The organism is Desulfoprunum benzoelyticum (assembly GCF_014201505.1).
Lineage (GTDB): Bacteria > Desulfobacterota > Desulfobulbia > Desulfobulbales > Desulfocapsaceae > Desulfoprunum > Desulfoprunum benzoelyticum.
In genome coordinates, this window is record NZ_JACHEO010000002.1 from 1 (window position 1) to 18910 (window position 18910).

The 18910-nt window shown below is 63.6% G+C and carries 19 protein-coding genes; 5 read left to right on the forward strand and 14 right to left on the reverse strand.

Annotation, left to right across the window (positions count from 1 at the left end; all coding sequences use genetic code 11):
- Window positions 1-207: 207 nt before the first annotated feature.
- Genes HNQ81_RS02490 through HNQ81_RS02510 form a run of 5 tightly spaced genes read right to left on the reverse strand, consistent with a single transcriptional unit; the run spans window position 208 to window position 6202 of the window.
- The gene (locus tag HNQ81_RS02490; protein ID WP_183348001.1) at window positions 208-1335 is read right to left on the reverse strand and encodes an ABC transporter permease; all 1128 of its coding nucleotides are present in this window, start codon (window positions 1333-1335) and stop codon (window positions 208-210) included.
- 3 nt (window positions 1336-1338) lie between these two features.
- Window positions 1339-2472, reverse strand: coding sequence for an ABC transporter permease (locus HNQ81_RS02495; protein ID WP_183348003.1), 1134 nt, complete (start codon window positions 2470-2472; stop codon window positions 1339-1341).
- Entirely contained in the window at window positions 2469-4439 is a 1971-nt protein-coding gene (locus tag HNQ81_RS02500) for an ATP-binding cassette domain-containing protein (RefSeq protein WP_183348005.1), read from the reverse strand. Before HNQ81_RS02500 ends, HNQ81_RS02495 begins: the two co-directional genes overlap by 4 nt.
- Before the next feature lie 27 nt (window positions 4440-4466).
- On the reverse strand, window positions 4467-5501 hold the full coding sequence (locus HNQ81_RS02505) for a beta-barrel domain-containing protein (protein WP_183348007.1): 1035 nt from the start codon (window positions 5499-5501) through the stop codon (window positions 4467-4469).
- Window positions 5498-6202: a TetR/AcrR family transcriptional regulator gene (locus HNQ81_RS02510; protein ID WP_183348009.1), complete on the reverse strand. Its 705-nt coding sequence runs from the start codon at window positions 6200-6202 to the stop codon at window positions 5498-5500. Before HNQ81_RS02510 ends, HNQ81_RS02505 begins: the two co-directional genes overlap by 4 nt.
- A gap of 346 nt (window positions 6203-6548) precedes the next feature.
- On the opposite strand from HNQ81_RS02510, the gene HNQ81_RS02515 reads away from it, so the two are divergent.
- Window positions 6549-7124, forward strand: coding sequence for a YajG family lipoprotein (locus HNQ81_RS02515; protein WP_183348011.1), 576 nt, complete (start codon window positions 6549-6551; stop codon window positions 7122-7124).
- A gap of 108 nt (window positions 7125-7232) precedes the next feature.
- On the opposite strand, the gene HNQ81_RS02520 is transcribed toward HNQ81_RS02515, so the two are convergent.
- Window positions 7233-8537 carry a malonyl-CoA decarboxylase gene (locus tag HNQ81_RS02520; RefSeq protein ID WP_205240299.1) on the reverse strand — a complete coding sequence of 435 codons (1305 nt, stop codon included), beginning with the start codon at window positions 8535-8537 and terminating at the stop codon, window positions 7233-7235.
- Between the two features lie 388 nt (window positions 8538-8925).
- Between HNQ81_RS02520 and HNQ81_RS02525 the strand changes: the two genes are divergently transcribed.
- Window positions 8926-9363, forward strand: a complete 438-nt coding sequence (locus tag HNQ81_RS02525; RefSeq protein ID WP_183348016.1) for an acyl-CoA thioesterase — start codon at window positions 8926-8928, stop codon at window positions 9361-9363.
- 46 nt (window positions 9364-9409) lie between these two features.
- On the opposite strand, the gene HNQ81_RS02530 is transcribed toward HNQ81_RS02525, so the two are convergent.
- The 5 genes from HNQ81_RS02530 to HNQ81_RS02550 are packed head-to-tail and all read right to left on the reverse strand — an operon-like array spanning window position 9410 to window position 13216.
- Window positions 9410-10036, reverse strand: coding sequence for a PqiC family protein (locus tag HNQ81_RS02530; protein WP_183348018.1), 627 nt, complete (start codon window positions 10034-10036; stop codon window positions 9410-9412).
- Entirely contained in the window at window positions 10033-11052 is a 1020-nt protein-coding gene (locus tag HNQ81_RS02535) for an MlaD family protein (protein ID WP_183348020.1), read from the reverse strand. Before HNQ81_RS02535 ends, HNQ81_RS02530 begins: the two co-directional genes overlap by 4 nt.
- A complete protein-coding gene (locus HNQ81_RS02540; RefSeq protein WP_183348022.1) occupies window positions 11049-11798 on the reverse strand; it encodes an ABC transporter ATP-binding protein in 750 nt (249 codons plus the stop codon). The genes HNQ81_RS02535 and HNQ81_RS02540 overlap by 4 nt, the downstream gene beginning before the upstream one ends.
- A gap of 4 nt (window positions 11799-11802) precedes the next feature.
- Window positions 11803-12942, reverse strand: coding sequence for an MlaE family ABC transporter permease (locus HNQ81_RS02545; RefSeq protein WP_183348025.1), 1140 nt, complete (start codon window positions 12940-12942; stop codon window positions 11803-11805).
- Between the two features lie 25 nt (window positions 12943-12967).
- Window positions 12968-13216, reverse strand: a complete 249-nt coding sequence (locus HNQ81_RS02550) for a GlsB/YeaQ/YmgE family stress response membrane protein (RefSeq protein WP_183348027.1) — start codon at window positions 13214-13216, stop codon at window positions 12968-12970.
- Between the two features lie 265 nt (window positions 13217-13481).
- Here HNQ81_RS02550 and HNQ81_RS02555 point away from each other — a divergent pair, with 265 nt between their 5' ends.
- Window positions 13482-13892 (forward strand): DUF6165 family protein, encoded by a 411-nt coding sequence (locus HNQ81_RS02555; protein WP_183348029.1) that lies wholly within the window; start codon window positions 13482-13484, stop codon window positions 13890-13892.
- Window positions 13882-14853: a glycosyltransferase family 9 protein gene (locus tag HNQ81_RS02560; RefSeq protein ID WP_183348031.1), complete on the forward strand. Its 972-nt coding sequence runs from the start codon at window positions 13882-13884 to the stop codon at window positions 14851-14853. The genes HNQ81_RS02555 and HNQ81_RS02560 overlap by 11 nt, the downstream gene beginning before the upstream one ends.
- 27 nt (window positions 14854-14880) lie before the next feature.
- Here HNQ81_RS02560 and HNQ81_RS02565 read toward each other — a convergent pair whose 3' ends face one another.
- From HNQ81_RS02565 to lpdA, 3 genes are all read right to left on the reverse strand, one after another.
- Entirely contained in the window at window positions 14881-15735 is an 855-nt protein-coding gene (locus HNQ81_RS02565; RefSeq protein ID WP_183348033.1) for a pirin family protein, read from the reverse strand.
- A gap of 130 nt (window positions 15736-15865) precedes the next feature.
- On the reverse strand, window positions 15866-16978 hold the full coding sequence (locus HNQ81_RS02570; RefSeq protein WP_183348035.1) for a lytic transglycosylase domain-containing protein: 1113 nt from the start codon (window positions 16976-16978) through the stop codon (window positions 15866-15868).
- Window positions 16979-17175: 197 nt separating this feature from the next.
- The gene (lpdA, locus tag HNQ81_RS02575) at window positions 17176-18588 is read right to left on the reverse strand and encodes a dihydrolipoyl dehydrogenase (protein ID WP_183348037.1); all 1413 of its coding nucleotides are present in this window, start codon (window positions 18586-18588) and stop codon (window positions 17176-17178) included.
- Between the two features lie 132 nt (window positions 18589-18720).
- On the opposite strand from lpdA, the gene HNQ81_RS02580 reads away from it, so the two are divergent.
- Window positions 18721-18888 (forward strand): hypothetical protein, encoded by a 168-nt coding sequence (locus HNQ81_RS02580; protein WP_183348039.1) that lies wholly within the window; start codon window positions 18721-18723, stop codon window positions 18886-18888.
- Window positions 18889-18910 lie beyond the last annotated feature (22 nt).

Genomic DNA, 18910 nt, shown 5'->3' on the forward strand with positions numbered 1-18910 from the left:
ATTGAGTCGGTAGTTTGAAATCCCAACAAAGAAGTTCCAGGCCATTGACCGCTGTAATTTGACAGGATTGAGTTTCGATGAGAAATGCGGGCTAACAATTATCACGCAGAAATACCAATAGTTACCGGTTACGATGGAGCGGTTATAACGGCTACATGGAGCGGATGTGTTAAGCTTGGGATAGGGTGTACCTTGAGTAGGTTCCGTTCATGAAATGGTCTTCTTGAATCCGGCGGCGGCGATGGCGACAAAAGCCAGGGCCAGCGCGGTCTGGGCGGCGATGCTGGGCCAGAGAACGGCGACGCCGACATCTTTCATCACGATGCCGCGCAGGATCTCGAGATACCAGCGCATCGGGTTGAGGATGGTGGCATAGCGGACAAGATCGGGCATGTTGTGGATCGGGAACAGGAAGCCGCTGAGCATGACCGACGGCATCAGGACCAGGAAGCTGGTGAGCAGGGCCTGCTGCTGGGTGGCGGCACTGCCGCTGATGATCAGGGCCAGGCCCATGTTGCCGATGAGATAGACGCCGGAGAGGAGGTACAGCAGGGCCAGGCTGCCCTGGATCCGGACCCCGAAGACGAGATAGGCGACGGCGAGCATGATCGACATCGAGATATAGCCGGTGATCATGTAGGGAATGGTCTTGCCGAGGATGAACTCGAGGCCGCGGATCGGCGTGACCATGACCTGCTCGATCGTGCCGATCTCCTTTTCCCGGACGATGCCGATGCTGGTGAGGATGATGCTGAAGATGAAGAGCATGACCGCGATCAGCGACGGGACGTAGTAGAAGCGGCTTTCCTGATTGGGATTGAACCAGGCCCGGTTGACGATCTCGAACTCCACCAGCGGCGTGGTAAGGCCTTTCTGCTCCTGGCGTTCGGTTTGCTTGCGGTCGTTGAAGGCGGTGACGATCATCGCCGCGTAGCCGAGGGCGATGGCGGTGCTGTTGCTGTCGGTGCCGTCGGTTATCAACTGGAATTTGGCGGTGCGGTTGGAAGCGAGGTCGGCGGCAAATCCCGCCGGCACCCGCAGCACCGCCCGCACCTCGCTGCGGTCGAGCAGCTCGGCCAGTTCCCGTTCCGCCAGGGCATAGTGGACGATGCGGAAATAGTTGCCGCCGGTGAACGCGCTGATGAGCTCGCGTGAGGCCGGGGTCTTGTCCATGTCGAGGACGGCGGTGCGGATATTCATGACGTCGGTCGTCAGGGCAAAGGCCATGACGGTCATCTGGATGACCGGCACGCCGAAGATGACCACCCGCATCCGCGGGTCGCGCAGCATCTGCAGGAACTCCTTGACCAGCATTCTCCGGATCCGGTTGAGCATCGCTTACTCCAGCTTGAAGGCGAAGGCGCGGTTGGCGGCAACGATCATGATCAGGGCATAGATCCCGAGAAACACCGCGTCGAGCCACAGGATTTCGAGGCCGATCCCCTTGAGGTAGATTCCCCGCAGGATGGCGATGAAATAGCGGGCCGGAAAGATATAGGTCAGGATCTGCAGCGGCACCGGCATGTTCTCGATGGCGAAGACGAAGCCGCTGAGCAGGAGCGTCGGCATGAAGCCGGTGATGATCGCCATCTGGTTGGCCAGCACCTGGGACTTGAGGCGGATGCTGAGCAGCAGGCCGAAGAACAGGATGCCGGTGAGAAACAGGGCGGCCAGGGCGAAGAGCAGGCCGGCGTTGCCGACGATCGGCACAGCGAAGACCCAGCGGCCGATGAGGACGGCGAGGGCGACATCGATCATGCCGACCGCGAAGTAGGGAACAACCTTGCCGAAGATCAGCTCCGGGGCCGTCAGCGGGGTGCTGATCAACTGCTCCATCGTCCCGCTCTCCCACTCGCGGGCGATGGTGGTGCTGGTCAGCATGGCGGCGACGACGACCATGACCAGGGCGATGATCCCCGGGATGAGCACGGTCTGGCTGCGCAGGTCGGGGTTGTACCACGACCGCTGCTCCATCGCCACCGCCGGTTGCAACGTGCCGCGGCCCTGCAGTTCCTTCTGTTCCGCCGCGACGTTGCCGGCGTAGATGGCGCCGAGCGTGGTGGCGTAGTTCATCGCCAGGCGGGAGGTGTTGGCGTCGCTGCCGTCGCCGATGACCTGGATCGCCACCGGCCGGCCGGCATCGACCCGGGCGGCGAAATCGGCGGGAATGACGAGGGCGACCATCGCCGCGCCGCGGTCGAGATCCTGCTGCAGGCCATCGTAGTCGTCACGATAGCTGCGGATCGAGAAATAGGGCGAACCGGCAAAGAGCTCGATCAGCTCACGGCTGGCAGAGGTCTTCGACTGATCCCAGACGACGGTCGGCACCAGCCGCAGATCGAGGGTCAGGGCGTAGCCGTAGAGCAGGATCAGGACCAGGGGGATGGCCAGCGCCAGGGTCAGACTGCGCCAGTCGCGCAGGACATGGAGCGTCTCCTTTCTGGCGACGGCGGCCAGGCGGCGGAAATTCATGACCGTTCCTCCGGATCGCCGGGGCCCTGGCGGCGATCGACCTCTTCAATCAGCGAGATGAAGACGTCCTCCATGCTCGGGAGGATCGTGGTCATGGTGGCATCCTGCGTGTGCAGTTCCTCGAGCCGGCGGGTGATGGCCCGGGATGCAACGGCCGCATCGGCGGCGACGATATGGAGACCGGAACCGAACAGCGAGGCGTCGCGGACCTCGGGCAGGGAACGCAGGGCGGCGACGAGGGCCTGGGGGTCGGGGCAGCGGAGATCGATGATCTCATCGTGCATCGCCCGGGTCTTCAGCTCGAGCGGCGAACCGATGGCGATCATCCGGCCGCCGTAGATCATGGCGATCCGGTCGCAGTATTCGGCCTCCTCCATGTAGTGGGTGGTGACGAAGATCGTGATCCCCTGGCCGGCCATGGTGGAGATCAGATTCCAGAAGCGGCGGCGACTGAGGGGGTCGACGCCGGAGGTCGGTTCATCGAGGAAGACGATCGGCGGCTCGTGGAGGATGGCGCAGGCCAGGGCCAGGCGCTGCTTCCAGCCGCCGCTGAGGATGGCGGTGAGGCTGGCGCGGTGGTCGGTGAGGCCGGCCATCTCCAGGGCCCAGGCCTTGCGGCGCTCGAGCCGGTTCCCGGAAAGGCCGTAGATGCCGCCGTAGAAATCGATGTTCTCCTCCACTCTGAGATCTTCGTACAGCGAAAATTTCTGGCTCATGTAGCCGATCTGCCGTTTGATCAGCTCGGCCTGGCGGCGGATATCGAACCCGGCCACCGTGCCGGCGCCGGAGGTGGGGCGCAGCAGGCCGCAGAGCATGCGGATGGTCGTGCTCTTGCCGGCGCCGTTGGGGCCGAGAAAGCCGAAGATCTCGCCCCGCTTGACCTGAAAACCGATATCGTCGACGGCGACGAAATTCCCGAAGCGACGGGTCAGGTTGTCGACCGTCACGACGATGCCGTCGGCGGCGGCGGCAGGCGGCGGCGCGAAGTGGGCGGTTGCCTCCGGTTCGGCGGCGTTGCCGTCCGTGCGGTCGAGGACGCTGACGAAGACATCCTCCAGCGAGGGCTGGGCTTCCCCGATGTGGTCCCAGGCGATTGCCGCCTGCTGCAGGAGGCTGCGGGTTTCCTCGGCGGCCTGGTCGATATCCGCACAGACCAGGTGCACCGAATCGCCGAAGGTGTTGACCGCGGTGGCGGAGGTCTGCCCCTTCAAGGTCGCGGTGATCTCGCGGGCCCGGCTGCTGCGGATGGTCAGGATTCGGCCCGGCATCAGCCCCCGGATCTCGTCGGGACTGCCGGCGGCGAGGATTTTTCCCCGATCGAGCAGGGCGACCCGGTCGCAGCGTTCGGCCTCGTCGAGGTAGGCGGTGGTGATCAGGATCGCCACCCCGGTCTGCAGCAGTTGATGAAGAATGCGCCAGAAATCGCGACGACTGACCGGGTCGACGCCGTTGGTCGGCTCATCGAGCAGCAGCACCTGCGGCGTGTGGATCAGGGCGCAGATCAGCTGCAGCTTCTGTTTCATCCCGCCGGACAGGTTGCCGGCCCGGCGGTGGACGAAGGGACGCATCTGGCTGAAGTCGAGGAGCTCGCCGATGCGCTCCTGCCGGCCCGTTCTGGCGACGCCGTACATGTCGGCGTAGAAGTGGATGTTTTCGAGGACGGTGAGATCCTGGTACAGCCCGAAACGCTGGCTCATATAGGCGAGATGGTCCTTGACCGCGGCGGCCTGCGTGGCGACGTCGAACCCGGCGATCTGGGCCGAGCCGGAGGTGGGGGTCATGATCGAGGCGAGCAGGCGCAGGCTGGTCGATTTGCCGGCCCCGTCCGGGCCGACCAGGCCGAAGATTTCCCCGGCAAAGACCTCGAGGCTCAGACCGTCGACGGCGGTCAGCGGCCCGAAGACCTTGCTCAACTGCTCCGCCTTTATCGCCGGCAGGGGATGGGTTGTCACTTGATCTGGTCCCATTGGCGGTTCACGCTCGCAACGGTTGATTCACCGTTCGCTGAAATCGATGACGGCATCGGCCGGCATCCCGGGTTTGAGCTCGTTCTCCGGGTTTTGCAGGTCGATCTTGATCCGATACATCAGTTTGACCCGTTCCTCGAAGGTCTGCACCGCTTTGGGGGTGAATTCGGCTTCGCTGCTGATGAAGCTGATTCTGCCGTTGTAGGTCCTGTCGGGGTAGGAGTCGGTCGTCACCTTGACGTCCTGGTTGAGCTTGACCCGGCCGAGATCGGTCTCGTTGATATAGGCCCGCAGCCATGGCCGGGCGGTCTGGCCGATGGTCAGGACCGGGGCGGCGGGGTTGAGGTATTCGCCGGCCTCGGCCGAGGTGCTGAGGACAATGCCGTCGACAGGAGCGAACAGGTCGGTATAGCTGAGCTGCTGCCTGGCCTGCTTAACCGCCTCTTCCGCCGTGCCGGCCTTGGCACGGGCCTGATCGATCGATTCCCGGCGCGGCCCGGTCTTGCGCAGATCAAGCAGTTCGGCGGCGGCGGCGACCCGGGCGTGGGCCTCGTCTCTGGCGTTTTTGGCGGTTTCATGGAGGGTGCGGTAGTTCTCGAAGGCCTTGCGGCTGACCCCGCCTGCTGTGTACAGGACAGCGTAACGGTCGTGGTCGAGGCGAGCCTGCTCGAGCTGGACGATGGCCGATTTTTCCAGAGCCACCGCCCGGTCGTACTCGGCCCTGGCCGTTTCAATTTCCTGGCTCCGGCTGCCGGCCAGGAGTTCGGCAAGGACCGCGCCGGCATAGGCCAGATCGGCCTCGGCCCGGGCGACGGCGATCCGCTGGTCGGTCGCGTCGAGCCGGGCCAGCGGCTGTCCCGCGGAGACGGCGTCTCCCTCCTCCACCAGCCGTTGATCCAGCTTGCCGGGGATCCTGAAGCTCATCCGGATCTCGGTCACCTCGATATTGCCGGAAACCGTGAGGGAAGTGAAATCGTCGCGGTGGTTGAGACCTGTGTAGACGAAGACTGCGACCACCACGAGGACGACAACAACGAGGACGATGCGGATCCGTTTGTTCATGGTTCATCCAATGGGGAAAACGGGGTTGAATGGGGCTGCGGGTCGGGGACGCTCCCGGCACCCACGCCGCTGACGATCGCGGCGATGCCGCCGAGTGAAAACCGCCATACGAATTCGGACAGTCGGTCGAGCTGGGTCTCGATCGGGACATCGCTGCCGGTGATCCTTTTGATAACCGGCGCCGCCAGGGCGTAGTAGAGGCACTGGCCGATGATGCTGACGGCGCAGGGGAGCAGGAGCTCCGGCCCGGGATTTCTGCCGCTGATGGCAACGAGGATGGACAGCAGCAGCTCCTTGTGCGGCTTGATGTAAGCGTCGAGCACGGATTCGAAGGCCGGGGAGGGATCGAGCAGTTCACGGGCGATGAGCCTTCCCTTGCCGTGCCGACCGCCCCATCCCTCACTGCTCAGCAACCGGTAGAACATGGTCCTGATAAAGAAATACAGCTGCCTCTCGGGCGGCATGCCGTCGTCGATGCCGCCATGCGAGGGAAATCTGGCGAATCCGGTATGGAAGACGTGTTCGAGAACGGCGGCGTACAGGCCTTCCTTGTCGCGAAAATGATAGTTGATGGCGGCGACGTTGACCTGGGCGCTCTCGGCGATCCGGCGGATCGTCGTCGCCTTGAACCCTTCGCGGCCAAAGATGTCTGCGGCCGCTTCGAGGATTTTTTCCTTCGTGGTGACGGGCTGTCCGGTCATATCGCTCCGAATGTTAAACAAATGATTCAAACAAGGGAATAAAACGAATGTTTGATATCTGCAAGCAAAAAATGTGTCACGGATGGTCCGGTCAATCAGTTCTTTTGCAGTTGTATCCATACCCATCAACACGAGATAATGATGGGGAGGGTAAATAGGACTTGAGGAATGAATTATTTTATGCTAATAAATACAAATAGTTGAATATATATAAAGTGGTATCCGGGCCTTTGGCTGTTTCGACCGCTGCCGCAGCGGCATAAAGATCGGGTCACAGCCGTCATTTCCGAGGGTCCAGGTGCTGAACAGGGGCGTCGCTCCTGCAACAACGAGGCGAGGAATACCGATGAAAAAACTGCTGCTGGTGCTCATGGCTGTCATCCTGTCCGGCTGTGCCGGAACGGGGCCGAACAAGACCAACCTCAACCCGGAACTGGCCGAACAACCGGCCGGGGTGTATTCTCCCGGTATCCTCATCACCGTCGAGGGTCGGGATAATCGTCGCCAGAAACAGGTCGTTTTCTATAAGGTCCACAACGAACCGGCCATGCTGCCCAATCAGGTGGCGCCCCATGTCCTGATGGCCGAACGGCTGGCCGACGGTTTCAGTCAGCAGGGGCTCCTGCGCGGCGGACAGACGCCGGTGGTGGTGACGATTGCGGTCGAGGATCTGCTGGTGACGGTCGGTCGGACGAAGAACGGGCTGCTGTACAAGTCGGATGCCAAAAGCCGTATCAAATTGACGATCAACAATCGGGGCTCGGTTCTCACCAAAGACTATAATCGCCAGGAAAGCAAAGAAACGGCGACCAAACCAGACATCGGCGACCTCGAAAAGATGCTGAACAACCAGCTTTCGGACGTGCTCCAGCGAATCCTTGGCGACGGCCAGGTCCGGGAGGCTATCCGGGGCGGGGTCTGAGCGTTCAATCAGCAGGAAACGTCGTTCTTTACCGTTTGCGGCCATCGTTCAATGGCGGAGTTCGCAGGGGGATTTTCCCGTCCTGGTCTCCGCCATTTTTTGTTGCGCTCAGAGCAGTTTCCGGACCGCCGATGACATGGCGACCCCGCCGCTGCCGCTGTAGGATTCGTGGTTTTTTTCGATATCCGGCAGCTTGTAGAGATAATTGACCATCATCCCGGCCGATTGGTGGAGCCCCTTGTCGGAAAGATCGGCGGCCCAGTTGATCTGTTCGATCCGGGCGCCATTGGCGAGGTGGAAATGGGCGACGCGGTCGAGGGCCTGCCGGCCTTTTTTCGCCGCGGTCAGGTAGCGGGCGCAGAGCTTCAGGAGCGGTCCCTGGAGGGTGTTCCTGTTGTTGGCCTCGGCAGGTTCACCGCTGCGGATGATCTCGAGCAGATCCGGTTCGCCCTCGGCCGGCTGCAGCAGTTCGAGCATCCGCATCTCGCGTTCGCTGAGGTCGGCGTCGCGGGCCTCGGTCCGCAGCCAGCGCATGAATCCGGGGATCGGCGACAGGGTCGAGAAGGTCTTGAGGTTCGGCATCCTGGCGCTCAGGTCCCTGACCACGCGCTTGATCAGAAAATTGCCGAAGCTGACCCCGGCCAGCCCTTTCTGACAGTTGGAAATCGAGTAGAAGATCGCGGTATCGGCCTTTCTCGGGTTGATGACCGGCGCCTGCTCGTCGAGCAGGTCATGGATATTGGTCGAAATGCCGTTGACCAGCGCAACCTCGACGAAGATCAACGGCTCATCCGGCATCCGCGGATGGAAGAAGGCGTAGCAGCAGCGGTCGTCGCCAAGCCGGTTCTTCAGGTCGTCCCAGGAGCGGATGGCATGCACCGCTTCGTACTCGATCAGTTTTTCGAGCAGGGCCGCCGGCGTTCTCCAGGTGATCTGCTGCAGGTCGAGGAAGCCGATGTCGAACCACGATGCCAGCAGACCGAAGACGTCCTGGTCGAGGGCCGCGAGTGCCGGGTCCTCGCGGGCCCACGGCATCAGCTCGGCCCGCAGGTCGACGAGAAATTTGACCCCTTCCCGAAGTTCGTTGAATTGGCGCAGCAGTCGGGTCCGTGGCGGTTCCAGCTGGCGGCGCAGATCATTGGTCGCCAGCTGCAGCTGTTCCGGGCCTTCGCTGGCCCGCCGTCGCTCGATCGCCGCCTCGACGGCATCGTTGTCGACATCGTAGTCGGTGGCCAGCAGTTCGAGAAAGCGCCGGCGCCCCAGGGGGTTGAGGACCAGATAGGCCTCGCCCAGTTCAGCGGCCCTGGCCCGGGCGGACATCTCGCCGCCGCGGCCGTCGAGGCAGGCCTTGATCTTTTTCCGCAGCTTTTCGATATCGCCGGTCGGCAGATCGGGTTCGACGACGTTCTTCAATTTGCCAGAGTCACCTAGGGGCCAGATCCTCCGAATTCGCCGCAGGGTCCAATCCCAGAGGGGTTCATCCGCCGTGCGCATGGATCCTCCTGTAATCTAGAGTAACAGGGTGATGGGGGAGAGAAATGCAACCGTACCCGTCTTCTTATCGTCATCTTAACGTGGGATTCGCGGAAATGACAGGTACAATCGGAAAAAGTATCGATCGTGGGCGCGCGTCAGGTCGACTGCAGCTGAATGATCGTCGTGATATAAAGCAGATAGATTGTCAAGGAACACATAGCACCGGCGCTCGATGGGGATCATGAACGTTGAAATTTCGCGAGAAAAACAGGACAATCGACCGTTCGGGAAAAGTCTGTCATTCCGCTGAGAGAAAGGAAGAGCAATGAAACGGGAATTGTCGAATGCCGTCTACCGTTATCGGTTCATCGTGCCGGAAAGCGCCCTGGACCGGAACGGTCATGTCAACAACGTCGTCTATGTCCAATGGATGCAGGATGTCGCCATCCGCCATGCCGAGTCGGTCGATGGGACCCGGATCGTCCAGGGGCTCGGTGCGACCTGGGTGGTGCGGTCCCACAATATCGAGTACCTGGCTCCGGCCTTTGCCGGTGACGAGGTCGTGGCCCTGACCTGGGTCGTCGATTTCCGCCGGGCGCGATCGCGCCGCCGTTACCGGTTCATCCGGGAAACCGACAACACCCTGCTGGCCCGGGGAGAGACCGAATGGGTGTTCGTCGATGCCGGCAGCGGCCGTCCCCGGGCCATTCCTCCCGAGGTGGCCCGGGTCTTCCCGCTGCCGGCCGAAGGCTTCGAACCCTGAGCGCCCGGAGTCCCGGCGGCAGAGGCCTTCAACATCCCGGTTCCGCCTATTGCCTCGAGGCGGGCAGATTTTTGATTTCTCGGGAGATTTCCCGGCACAACAGCGACAGCGTGTCGCTGAGGGCCCGGACCAGGCCGTCATAGTCCGGGTTGGCGGCAGGCACCTTAAACCTGGCTCTCCGCTCGGAGACAAGTGGTTCCCCTTGCCGGTTCCGCACCGACCAGATCGCCTCGAGCTCTGCCGCACCCAGCCCCTGTCCCTCGAAGCGGAGGATCTCGACGACGACCTGGTAATCAAAGGCGTCATTCCGGGTCCAGGGATAGGCCACGATCCGCTCGGTCGCCAGCAATACCGCGAGATTTTCCCGGAGGACCCGGGAAATGGTGACAGCCGGCGGCTCGATCCAGCGCCGGTCGTCGACAATCTCCATCCGGTTGGCCCCCGTGCGGATGACGAGCTGCGGTCGATCCAGCATCTCCGGCAACCGCACCGGACCGAGACCGATGCCGAGGGTGGCGGTCGTCGCTGACGGTACGAGCCCCTGCTCCGCGGTGATGGCGGTGAGCTGGTAATAGGCGGCCGGTCGGGAACGGGTGCATCCCGGGAGCAGCAGGGCGAGGGCGACAAGGATGGCCGGCCAGTGGCGCCGGCAGCGGCAGACGAACTCGATCATGGGGTTTCCTCCTTCGGGTTTTTGCCGCGGAGAACCGCCTCCGGCTGCTGCTCCAGGTTCTCGGCCAAAAGGCGCAGCGACCGGGCGGCCCGGGATATCTCCTGGAGCGAGGCGTTGAGGTACTGGATCGTGGGGGACTCGTCGTCGGCAAGCTGCTGTACCGCCTTTGCGGCATTGGCCAGTTCGGTGCCGGCCTGGGAGAAATCGCGGGCGAGAGGGGAATCGCCGGCGGTCAAGGCCCCGACCTGATCGGCGGCCCGGCCGACCTTGGTCATCGCGGCGCGGACCGCCTCGGTTGCCCGGCGCAGATCGGCCACGGCGGTCTCGGCTTCGGCCAGCAACGGTCCGCCCCTGCTGTCGAGTCGGGCCGTCAGAGATTCCAGATGGGTCAGGGTCGCCTCCAGCCTGGTCGGGATATTGCCGATCGCCGACGATGACAGGAATTTGCTGATAGAGTCGCCGATCGATGCCAGATCGGCCAGGAACTCGCTCATCGGGAAATCCTCCAGCATCGACGCCAGTTCCTCGACCGTCGTCGGGATGGTCGGGATTTCGTTGCTGTCCCGGGCCTTGTTGACGAAGTGTGCCGGTTTGCCGGGATAGAAGCCCAGATCGACATAGAGCTGGCCGGTCAGCAGGCTCTGCATCTTCAGCCGGGCCCGCAGGCCCCGTTCCACCAGTTGACCGATGGTGAGCCGGTCCTGGGGAGCGATCGGTTCGCCGCTGCGGGTATTGATCATCTGCAGGTCGAGTTCGATCGTCACCTGCACCGTGAAGCGCTGGTGTTCCTCCTCGAGGCCGATCTGAATGTGCTTGACGGTGCCGACCCTGACGCCGAGGAAGACGACCGGCGCCCCCATCTGCAGTCCCTGGCCTGCTTCGTCGAAATACATGATGTACTGCTGACGATCCTGGAACCATTCGTCACCGGCCAGCAGCAGAATGGCGATGATCGCGAGGATCAAGGCGCCGAGCACGAAGGTCCCGATCAATGTGGGATTGGCCTTTCTGCTCATGCTTCCCCCCTGGTGAGGAAATGACGGACCCGGGGATCGCCGCTCCGCAGGGCCTGTTTCGGGTTGCCGGTGGCGATCATCGTCCGGGTCTGGACATCGAGAAAGATCGAGTTGTCACCGATGCCGAGGATGCTGGCCAGTTCGTGGGTGATGATGATGATGGTGGTGCCGAAGTTCTGGCGCAGCTCGAGGATCAGGTGGTCGAGATGGCGGGCGGTCAGGGGGTCGAGGCCGGAGGAGGGTTCGTCGATGATCAGGATTTCCGGATCGAGCGCCATCGCCCGGGCCAGGCCGGCCCGCTTGCGCATCCCGCCGCTCAGTTCGGCGGGATAGAAATCCTCGAACCCGGCCAGGCCGACCAGGGCGAGCTTGAAGGAGACGATTTCGTTTATCAGATGCGGGGAAAGGTTTGTGTATTCGCCGAGCGGCAGGGCGACATTCTCCGCCAGGGTCAGTGAACTCCACATCGCCCCGCCCTGGAACATGACCCCGAGCCGGCGCTTGAGGCGCTCGTGCTCGGCGGCCTCGACATGCCAGAAATCCTGGCCATCGTACAGTACCGTGCCCTTGGCCGGTCGCTGCAGACCGATCAGCGACCGCATCAGCGTCGATTTGCCGCAGCCGTTGCCGCCCATGATGATAAAGATTTCGCCGCGGTTGACGGTGAAGGAGATGTCATGCTGGACCACGTACTCGCCGTAGGCCATGGTCAGATTGCGGACTTCGATGGGAACCGCCGTCGCCATAGTGTCAGATCCCCAGCTGGTAGAAAATGATCGTCAGTATCGAGGCCGAGATCGTGATCAGCAGGATGCTCGTCACGACCGCCGACGTCGCCGCCTCGCCGACCGCCTCGGCGCTGCGGCCGCACTGCATGCCGCGCAGGCAGCCGGAATAGGCGACCATCGCGCCGTAGACGCTGCCCTTGACCAAGCCGACCGCAAAATGCTTGAGCTCCAGGGCACTGATCGTTTCGTTGTAGTACTCGAACAGGCCGATGTCAAAGATGGTGGTGGAGATCAAGAGGCCGGCCAGCATCCCGACGAAGCCGGAATAGAGGGTCAGCAACGGCACCATCAGCATCAGGGCGATGGTCCGGGGCAGGACCAGGAAATCGATCGGTGAGATGCCGAGCGTCCTGAAGGCGTCGATCTCCTCGTTGACCTGCATCGTCCCGAGCTTGGCGGCGAAGGCCGAGCCGGTCCGGCCGGCGATGATGATGCCGGTCATCAGCGCCCCGATCTCCCGCACCATCCCGATCGCCACCAGATCGGCGATGAAGATCTGGGCCCCGACCATCCGCAGCTGGTCGGCCCCGAGGTAGGCGAGGATCAGGCCGACGAGAAAACTGATGACCGAGACGATCAGCAGGGCCCGCGGCCCGACCTCCTCGACCTCCCACCACAGGTCGTGCCAGCGCAGGCGGACCCGGCCGGACAGCAGGCGGCCGAAGGAAAAGACGATCTCGCCGAGGAAGCGCAGCATCGCCGGGGCGCCATGGGAAAATTCCACCGCCGCCACCCCGATCCGGTGGAGGAAATTGTGCCGCCCACCGCCGCGGCCGGTGATCTTCTGCTCCGGTACCGCAGCGGCCATCGCCAGCAGGTGCCGGACTCCTTCCGGCAGGCCGTCCCGGTCGGCCTCGATGCCCTTGGCGGCGCACAGCTTGAGCAGGACGGAGAGATAGGCGAGGAAGGCGGAATCCCAGGACGACAGGTCGGTCTTGAAGGTCAGGCGGGAGGTGCCGGTTTTCAGCACCGGCGCCAGGTCATCGGGGGAGGGGAGGCGTTGATCGAGGCACCAGCGGCCGGAAAAGGTGATCTCCAGGTTCGATGTCTCCAGGGGGTGGGTGGCCAGACGCCACTGCCGGGTGTCCCTGTCGCTGGCCATGGAGGTCACCGATCGCTTGCGTCGATCATCTTCTTGCCGCGCGATACAGAATCAGGATGAGGATGGCGCCGCCGGTGGCGATCAGAAAACTGCCGAGATTGAAGCCGGTGAACGAGCCGATCCCGAGGAAGGAGGCGATATAGCCGCCGACGAAGGCGCCGCCGATCCCCAGCAGGATCGTGATGATGAATCCGCCCGGGTCACTGCCCGGCATGATGAATTTGGCGACGACCCCGACCAGCAGCCCCATGACAATCCATGACAGCAAACCCATAATCGACCTCCATGCATTTCAGTTTAAGGTATCTCAACAGCTCCGAACGGCAGGGTGCAGCGGCACCCTGTTGTCGGAGAGGAGCATTTTGTCCTCTTCTCTTGGGAGGTTACGTGATCGAAACGGGAAAGTCAACTATCGGAACGGGATTGATTGCCGAGACCTCGAGTGCCGCGGTTGACTTTCGTCCGCCCATTGACGATAATGCCGGACCCGAAACGCGAAAGCCGTCCACCGTTCTGACCCCATCGCCACAATGACAAGCATGAATGAGAACACCGATAGGCCCCTGCTGGTCCCCGTTTCCTGGGGGGAACTCCTTGACAAGATCACCATCCTGGAGATCAAGAGTGAGCGGATGGCCGATGCCGTCAAGCTGGCCAATGTCCGGCACGAACTCCAATTGCTGGCTGGGGTCCGCGACCGCCAGGGTTTGGTGCCGGATAGTCTTGCCGGACTGGTGGCCGAGCTGCGCTCGGTCAACGAGATGTTGTGGGAGATCGAGGACGCCATCCGGGAGTGCGAGCGGCACCAGGACTTCGGGGAGCGTTTCGTCGAACTGGCACGGTCGGTCTATTTCAGCAACGATCGGCGGGCCGCGCTCAAGTACCGGATCAACCGCCTGATGGGCTCGCCGGTCGTCGAGGAGAAGTCCTACGCCGCCTATGGCCGCTAGGGATGAGCGGGAAGTGCGGCGGATCCTGATCATCAAGTTGAGCGCCCTGGGCGATATCGTCCAGGCCGAAGGGGCGATGCACGATATCCGTCTCCACCATTCGGAGGCGGAGATCACGGTGATGACCACCCCGTCGTACCGGCGACTGATGGAGCGCTGCCCCTGGGTGGACCGGATTTTCATCGATCCCCGGGCCAGTCGCTTTCGCCTCGACCGCATGTTGAGCCTGCGCCGCCGTCTGCGACAGCAGGATTTCGATCTGGTCTATGACCTGCAGCAGGTCGGCCGCACCGATTGCTATTACCGCTGGTTTCTGCGCGGCACCCCGTGGGTGGGTGGGGCGCAGGGCTGCTCTGTCCACTGCCGGCGGCCGGCCGATCGCTGTGCCGCCGACCACTTCGCCCGCTGTCTCGATCTGGCCGGGGTGCCGGTGGTCCACACCCGCCGCTGCGACGTGTCGTGGATGGTCGACGATGTCGAAGATATCCTGGCGGCGGCGGGGCTCGCCGCTGATCCCTATGTCGTCCTGGTTCCCGGCGGCTCGCCGGAGCATCCGCAGAAGCGCTGGCCCTATTACCGGCAACTGGCTGACCGGTTGCGGCAGAACGGCATCCGGGTGGCGACCGTGCCCGGGCCGGGCGAGGTCGAGCTCTGCCGGGGAATCGGCGGCGCGGTGCTGCTCGAGGCCGATGGCCGCGTCCTCGATATCTTCCGCCTGGCCGGGGTCCTGCGCCGGGCGATGTTGGTGGTCGGCAACGACACCGGCCCGACCCATATCGCCGTTCACCTGCAGCGGCCGGGACTGGCCCTGTTCAGCGACCATATCCCCCCCACCTTCTCCGGCATCCAGCACGGCGCCTTCGCCTGGCTGCAACAGGGCGACCTGCGCGACCTGAGCGTGGCCACGGTCTGGCAACGGCTGGCGCCGCTGCTGGCGGACTGCGGCCGGCTCCAGACCTGACGGCCCCGGCCGTGTCCCTCCGTTTTTTCAGTGATGCTTGAGGAATGTGCCGTCGTGATACTCGCGGAACGCGGTCTGCAGTTCAGCCTCGGTATTCATCACGATCGGGCCGCGCCAGGCGATCGGCTCGCGCAGGGGGCGGCCCGAGATCAGCAGGAATCGCACCGGCTGGGCGGCGGTGCGGACCGCTATCCGGTCGCCGTCGGAGAACACGAGAATGCTGCAGTTCCCCTGGCGGTCCGTCTCTGCCGGGGCAAAGGAGGCCTCGCCCCCGATGACATAGGCGATCACCGTGTCGCCTGGTCGGGTCGGGTGCTCGAACCCGGATTCGGCCGGGACCGTGATGTCGAGGTACTGCGGGTCGATGGTGATGTCCTCGACCGGTCCCCTGACGCCGTCGACCTGACCGCAGATGACCTTGACCTTCGCTCCGGTGGCGGTCGTCATGGTGGGGATCGTTGCCGCCGTCACATCGCGGTAGCGGGGGAGGCACATCTTTTCGGCCGCCGGCAGGTTGCACCACAGCTGGAAGCCGTGCATGCTGCCGGCATCATCGCCTTTCGGCATCTCCTGATGGATGATGCCGCTGCCGGCCGTCATCCACTGGACATCGCCGGAGGTGATCGTGCCCCGGTTGCCGAGGCTGTCGCCATGCTCGACATTGCCGGCCAGGACATAGGTGATGGTCTCGATCCCCCGATGCGGGTGCCAGGGGAAACCCTTGAGGTACTCGTCGGGACGATCCGAGCGGAAGTCGTCGAACAGCAGGAACGGGTCGAACAGAGCGGTGCCGCCGAAGCCGAAGGCCCGGCGGAGATGGACGCCGGCCCCTTCCATGGTGGGGATGCTCCGGGAAATCTGCTGCAGGGTGCGAATGGTCATGGCTTCCTCCTCGGGTTGCATTCGGATCCAATGAGTTCTTCGATATCCTCGTAGTTTTCGGGCTGAAATATACCGCTGCCTTTGTCGATACAGTATTCCGGTTGCGGCCGGATATGCCTGATCACGGGGTTCACGGCGATACCCCCTGACCGATCCCGGGGATGCCGATGCCCTGGATGCGGAGGGCGTTGCCGCCTTCTTCATAGGCGAGGAGCCGGCCTTCCCGCTGGTGGATGCGGAAGGCGAGGGAGTAGGACAGGACCCGGATCGGATAGTCACGCGGCAGACGCTGCAGGTAAGGCTGGATGGTGACGAAGTCGGTCGCCCCGTACTGCTTCATGATAAAGCGCAGGCCGCCGTTGGCCGGGCCGATGTTATAGGCGAGCAGGCCGAGAAACAGGTCGTCCTTCATCTCGGTGAGATAATGTCTGAGGGTGGCGGCGCCGAGGTGGGCGTTGTAGCGCGGGTTGTCCGGGACCCTCAGCTCCGGGGCGAAGAGCCGGTCGACCCTGTCTCGGGCTGCGGCCGGAATCTGGGTGATCTGGAACAGTCCCTGGCCGCCGTCATGGCTCTGCCGCGGCAGATACGAGGATTCGGTGGCGGCGAGGCCCTGCAGCAGGTCGACATCGATGGCGTAGGTCCTGGCCGCCTCTTCTATGGCCGGGTGGTAAGGCTGGGCGCGGTCGATCAGTTTTTCCAGGGCTGGTGGCTCCAGGCGGCGGTAGGCGGCAAAGACCTGATGGGCGAGGGTGACGCGACCGGCCTCTGCTCTGCCGCCGACCAGGGTCCGATAGTGCCCGAAGGTCTGGGTAAAACGGTCCTGAATCGTCAGCAGAGCGGCGGCGAGCGCCAGGCCGAAGGCGATGGTGGCGGGGAGATGGGGCGACCAGCCCTGCAGCCGGGTGCGCAGCCTTTTCCAGCCCAAAAGCAGGAGGGCGGTGAGAACGATGAAGCCGAAGATCCCGCCGGCAAAGGGAAGGAGGCTGGAAAAGATCCGGGTGCCGGCAAAGCGGTTGGCCGAATAGCCGAGCAGGGCGATGCTCGCGGCAATCCCGACTATCGCCAGCCCGCCGATCTCGACGCTCAGCAGCAGAACATTACGGCGCAGGGAGATTGCCGGTTTCTTCTTGCCTCGACTCTTTTTTTTACTCTTTTTCTTCGGAGCGGCAGCCGGGCGCGATGATTTTTTTCGGGCCGTCGGCGGTAGCTTTGCTGCCGGTAGTTGCTGTGTGGATCGGGGCATGTTCTCGGGATTCAGGGTACCGGCTGGTAAAAGGAAAGGGGAGGGTTCATGGCGCTGGTAATGGCGGTGGTCAAATCGACAAAGGCCGGCCTGCTCCGCCACGACCGTATTGTGCCTGTTTCGGGTGGTTTTATCAACTGCTTATCAACTGCTAATGGACGCAACTTCATGGTGATATCGTTGCCGTCCGCCGGCTGTCAGCCGTGGAGGGGGTGGTCCACCGCCTTGAAGGCGGTCTCCACCATGATCTCCGCCAGGGTCGGATGGGCGTGGATGGTTTCGGCCAGCTGTGCCACCGTGGTGCCGCTGCGCAGTGCCAGCACGGCCTCGGCGATCAGGTCGGTGGCGTGGGGACCGGCGATCTGGACGCCGAGGATCCGGCCGCTGGGCTGGTCGGCGACGATCTTGGCGAACCCGGCGATCTCACCGATGACATGGGCCTTGCCGAGACTGCGGAAGTGGACGGTGTCGGCCCGGAACTGGCAGCCGCGGGCGGCGGCCTCGGTCTCCGTCAGGCCGACGGTGGCGATCTCGGGCATGGTGAAGATGGCGCCGGGGACATGGTCGTAGGCCATTTCGCGGCTGTCGCCGAGGCAGTTGGCGGCGGCGATCTCACCTTCCGTCGCGGCGACATGGGCGAGCATGATCCGGGCCGGGCCGAGGATATCGCCGATGGCGTAGACCTTGGGGTTGCTGGTCCGCAACTGCGCATCGGCCATAATCCAGCCGCGGGCGTCGCAGTCGACCCCGATCCGCTCCAGGCCGATCCCGGCGCTGTTGGGTTCCCGGCCGATGCAGACCAGCAGCTTGTCGCACGATTCCTGCAGCGGCCCGCCGTAAGGGGCGGCGCCGGCCGGGCCGAGCCGCAGTTCAAGCCGCGCTCCGACCGGGGTGGCCGCCAGGACGGTGGCGCCGGTCAGCACCCGGATCTTGCGCTTCTTCATCTCCCGCAGCAGCAGCTTGCTGCACTCTTCGTCCACCGACGGCAGGGGCAGGATCCGGTCCATCGCCTCGATCAGGGTTACCCGGCTGCCGAGGCCGGCGAAGATGCAGGCCAGTTCGCAGCCGATGACGCCGCCGCCGACGATGGCCAGCGACGCGGGGATGGCCTGAAGGGAAAAGATATCATCGCTCGACAGGATCCGGTGGCAGTCGAAGGGGAAGGCGGCGATCGGGGCCGGCCGGCTGCCGGTGGCGACGATCAGCCGGTCCCAGGTGATCGCGATCTCCTCACCGGTGGCGGCGGCAACCGCCAGTTCGTGCATGGCGCTGATCCGACCGCTACCGGCGACGACCCGGATGCCATGCTTCTGCAGCAGGTTGCGGATGCCGCCGGCCTGGATGGCGATGATCCGCTCCTTTCTGGCGACCAGGGCCGCCATGTCGCAGCGGGCGGCGGGGTCGGCGGCGATGGCGAATTCGCCGGCGTTGCGGATTGTCGCGAGGGTATCGGCGCTCTGCTTGAAGATCTTCGAGGGGATGCAGCCCCAGTTCAGACAGGTGCCGCCGATAGGCCCTTTTTCAACCAGGGTGACGCTGGCGCCCGACTGGGCGGCGCGGATAGCGGCGACATAGCCGCCGGTTCCGGCGCCGAGGATGGCGATCTGCATTGGCGGTCTCCTCCCGATCGTTGCGGAATCCGTAATAAAATCTCACCCAAAAGGATGATGTTGTCTATTTTTAGTAGTGACATTGACAATATAGCCAGTATAGCGTAGCTTTTTTATTAAAAGCAAGACCTGTTGCAACCTGGACGAAGCCTCAATCACCTCCAGGACGGCCGGACGCCGCGCAAGAAGATCGCTGCGGCGGTCCCGGGCCAGCAGGCGGCGACGATCGACAATGTCGCCGCGGTCGAGACCTTTTTCGTCAACAGGAGTTGCAATCTCAAGCTGCCGCTGACCCGCTGAGCGGGGCGCGGCTGCCGCCGAA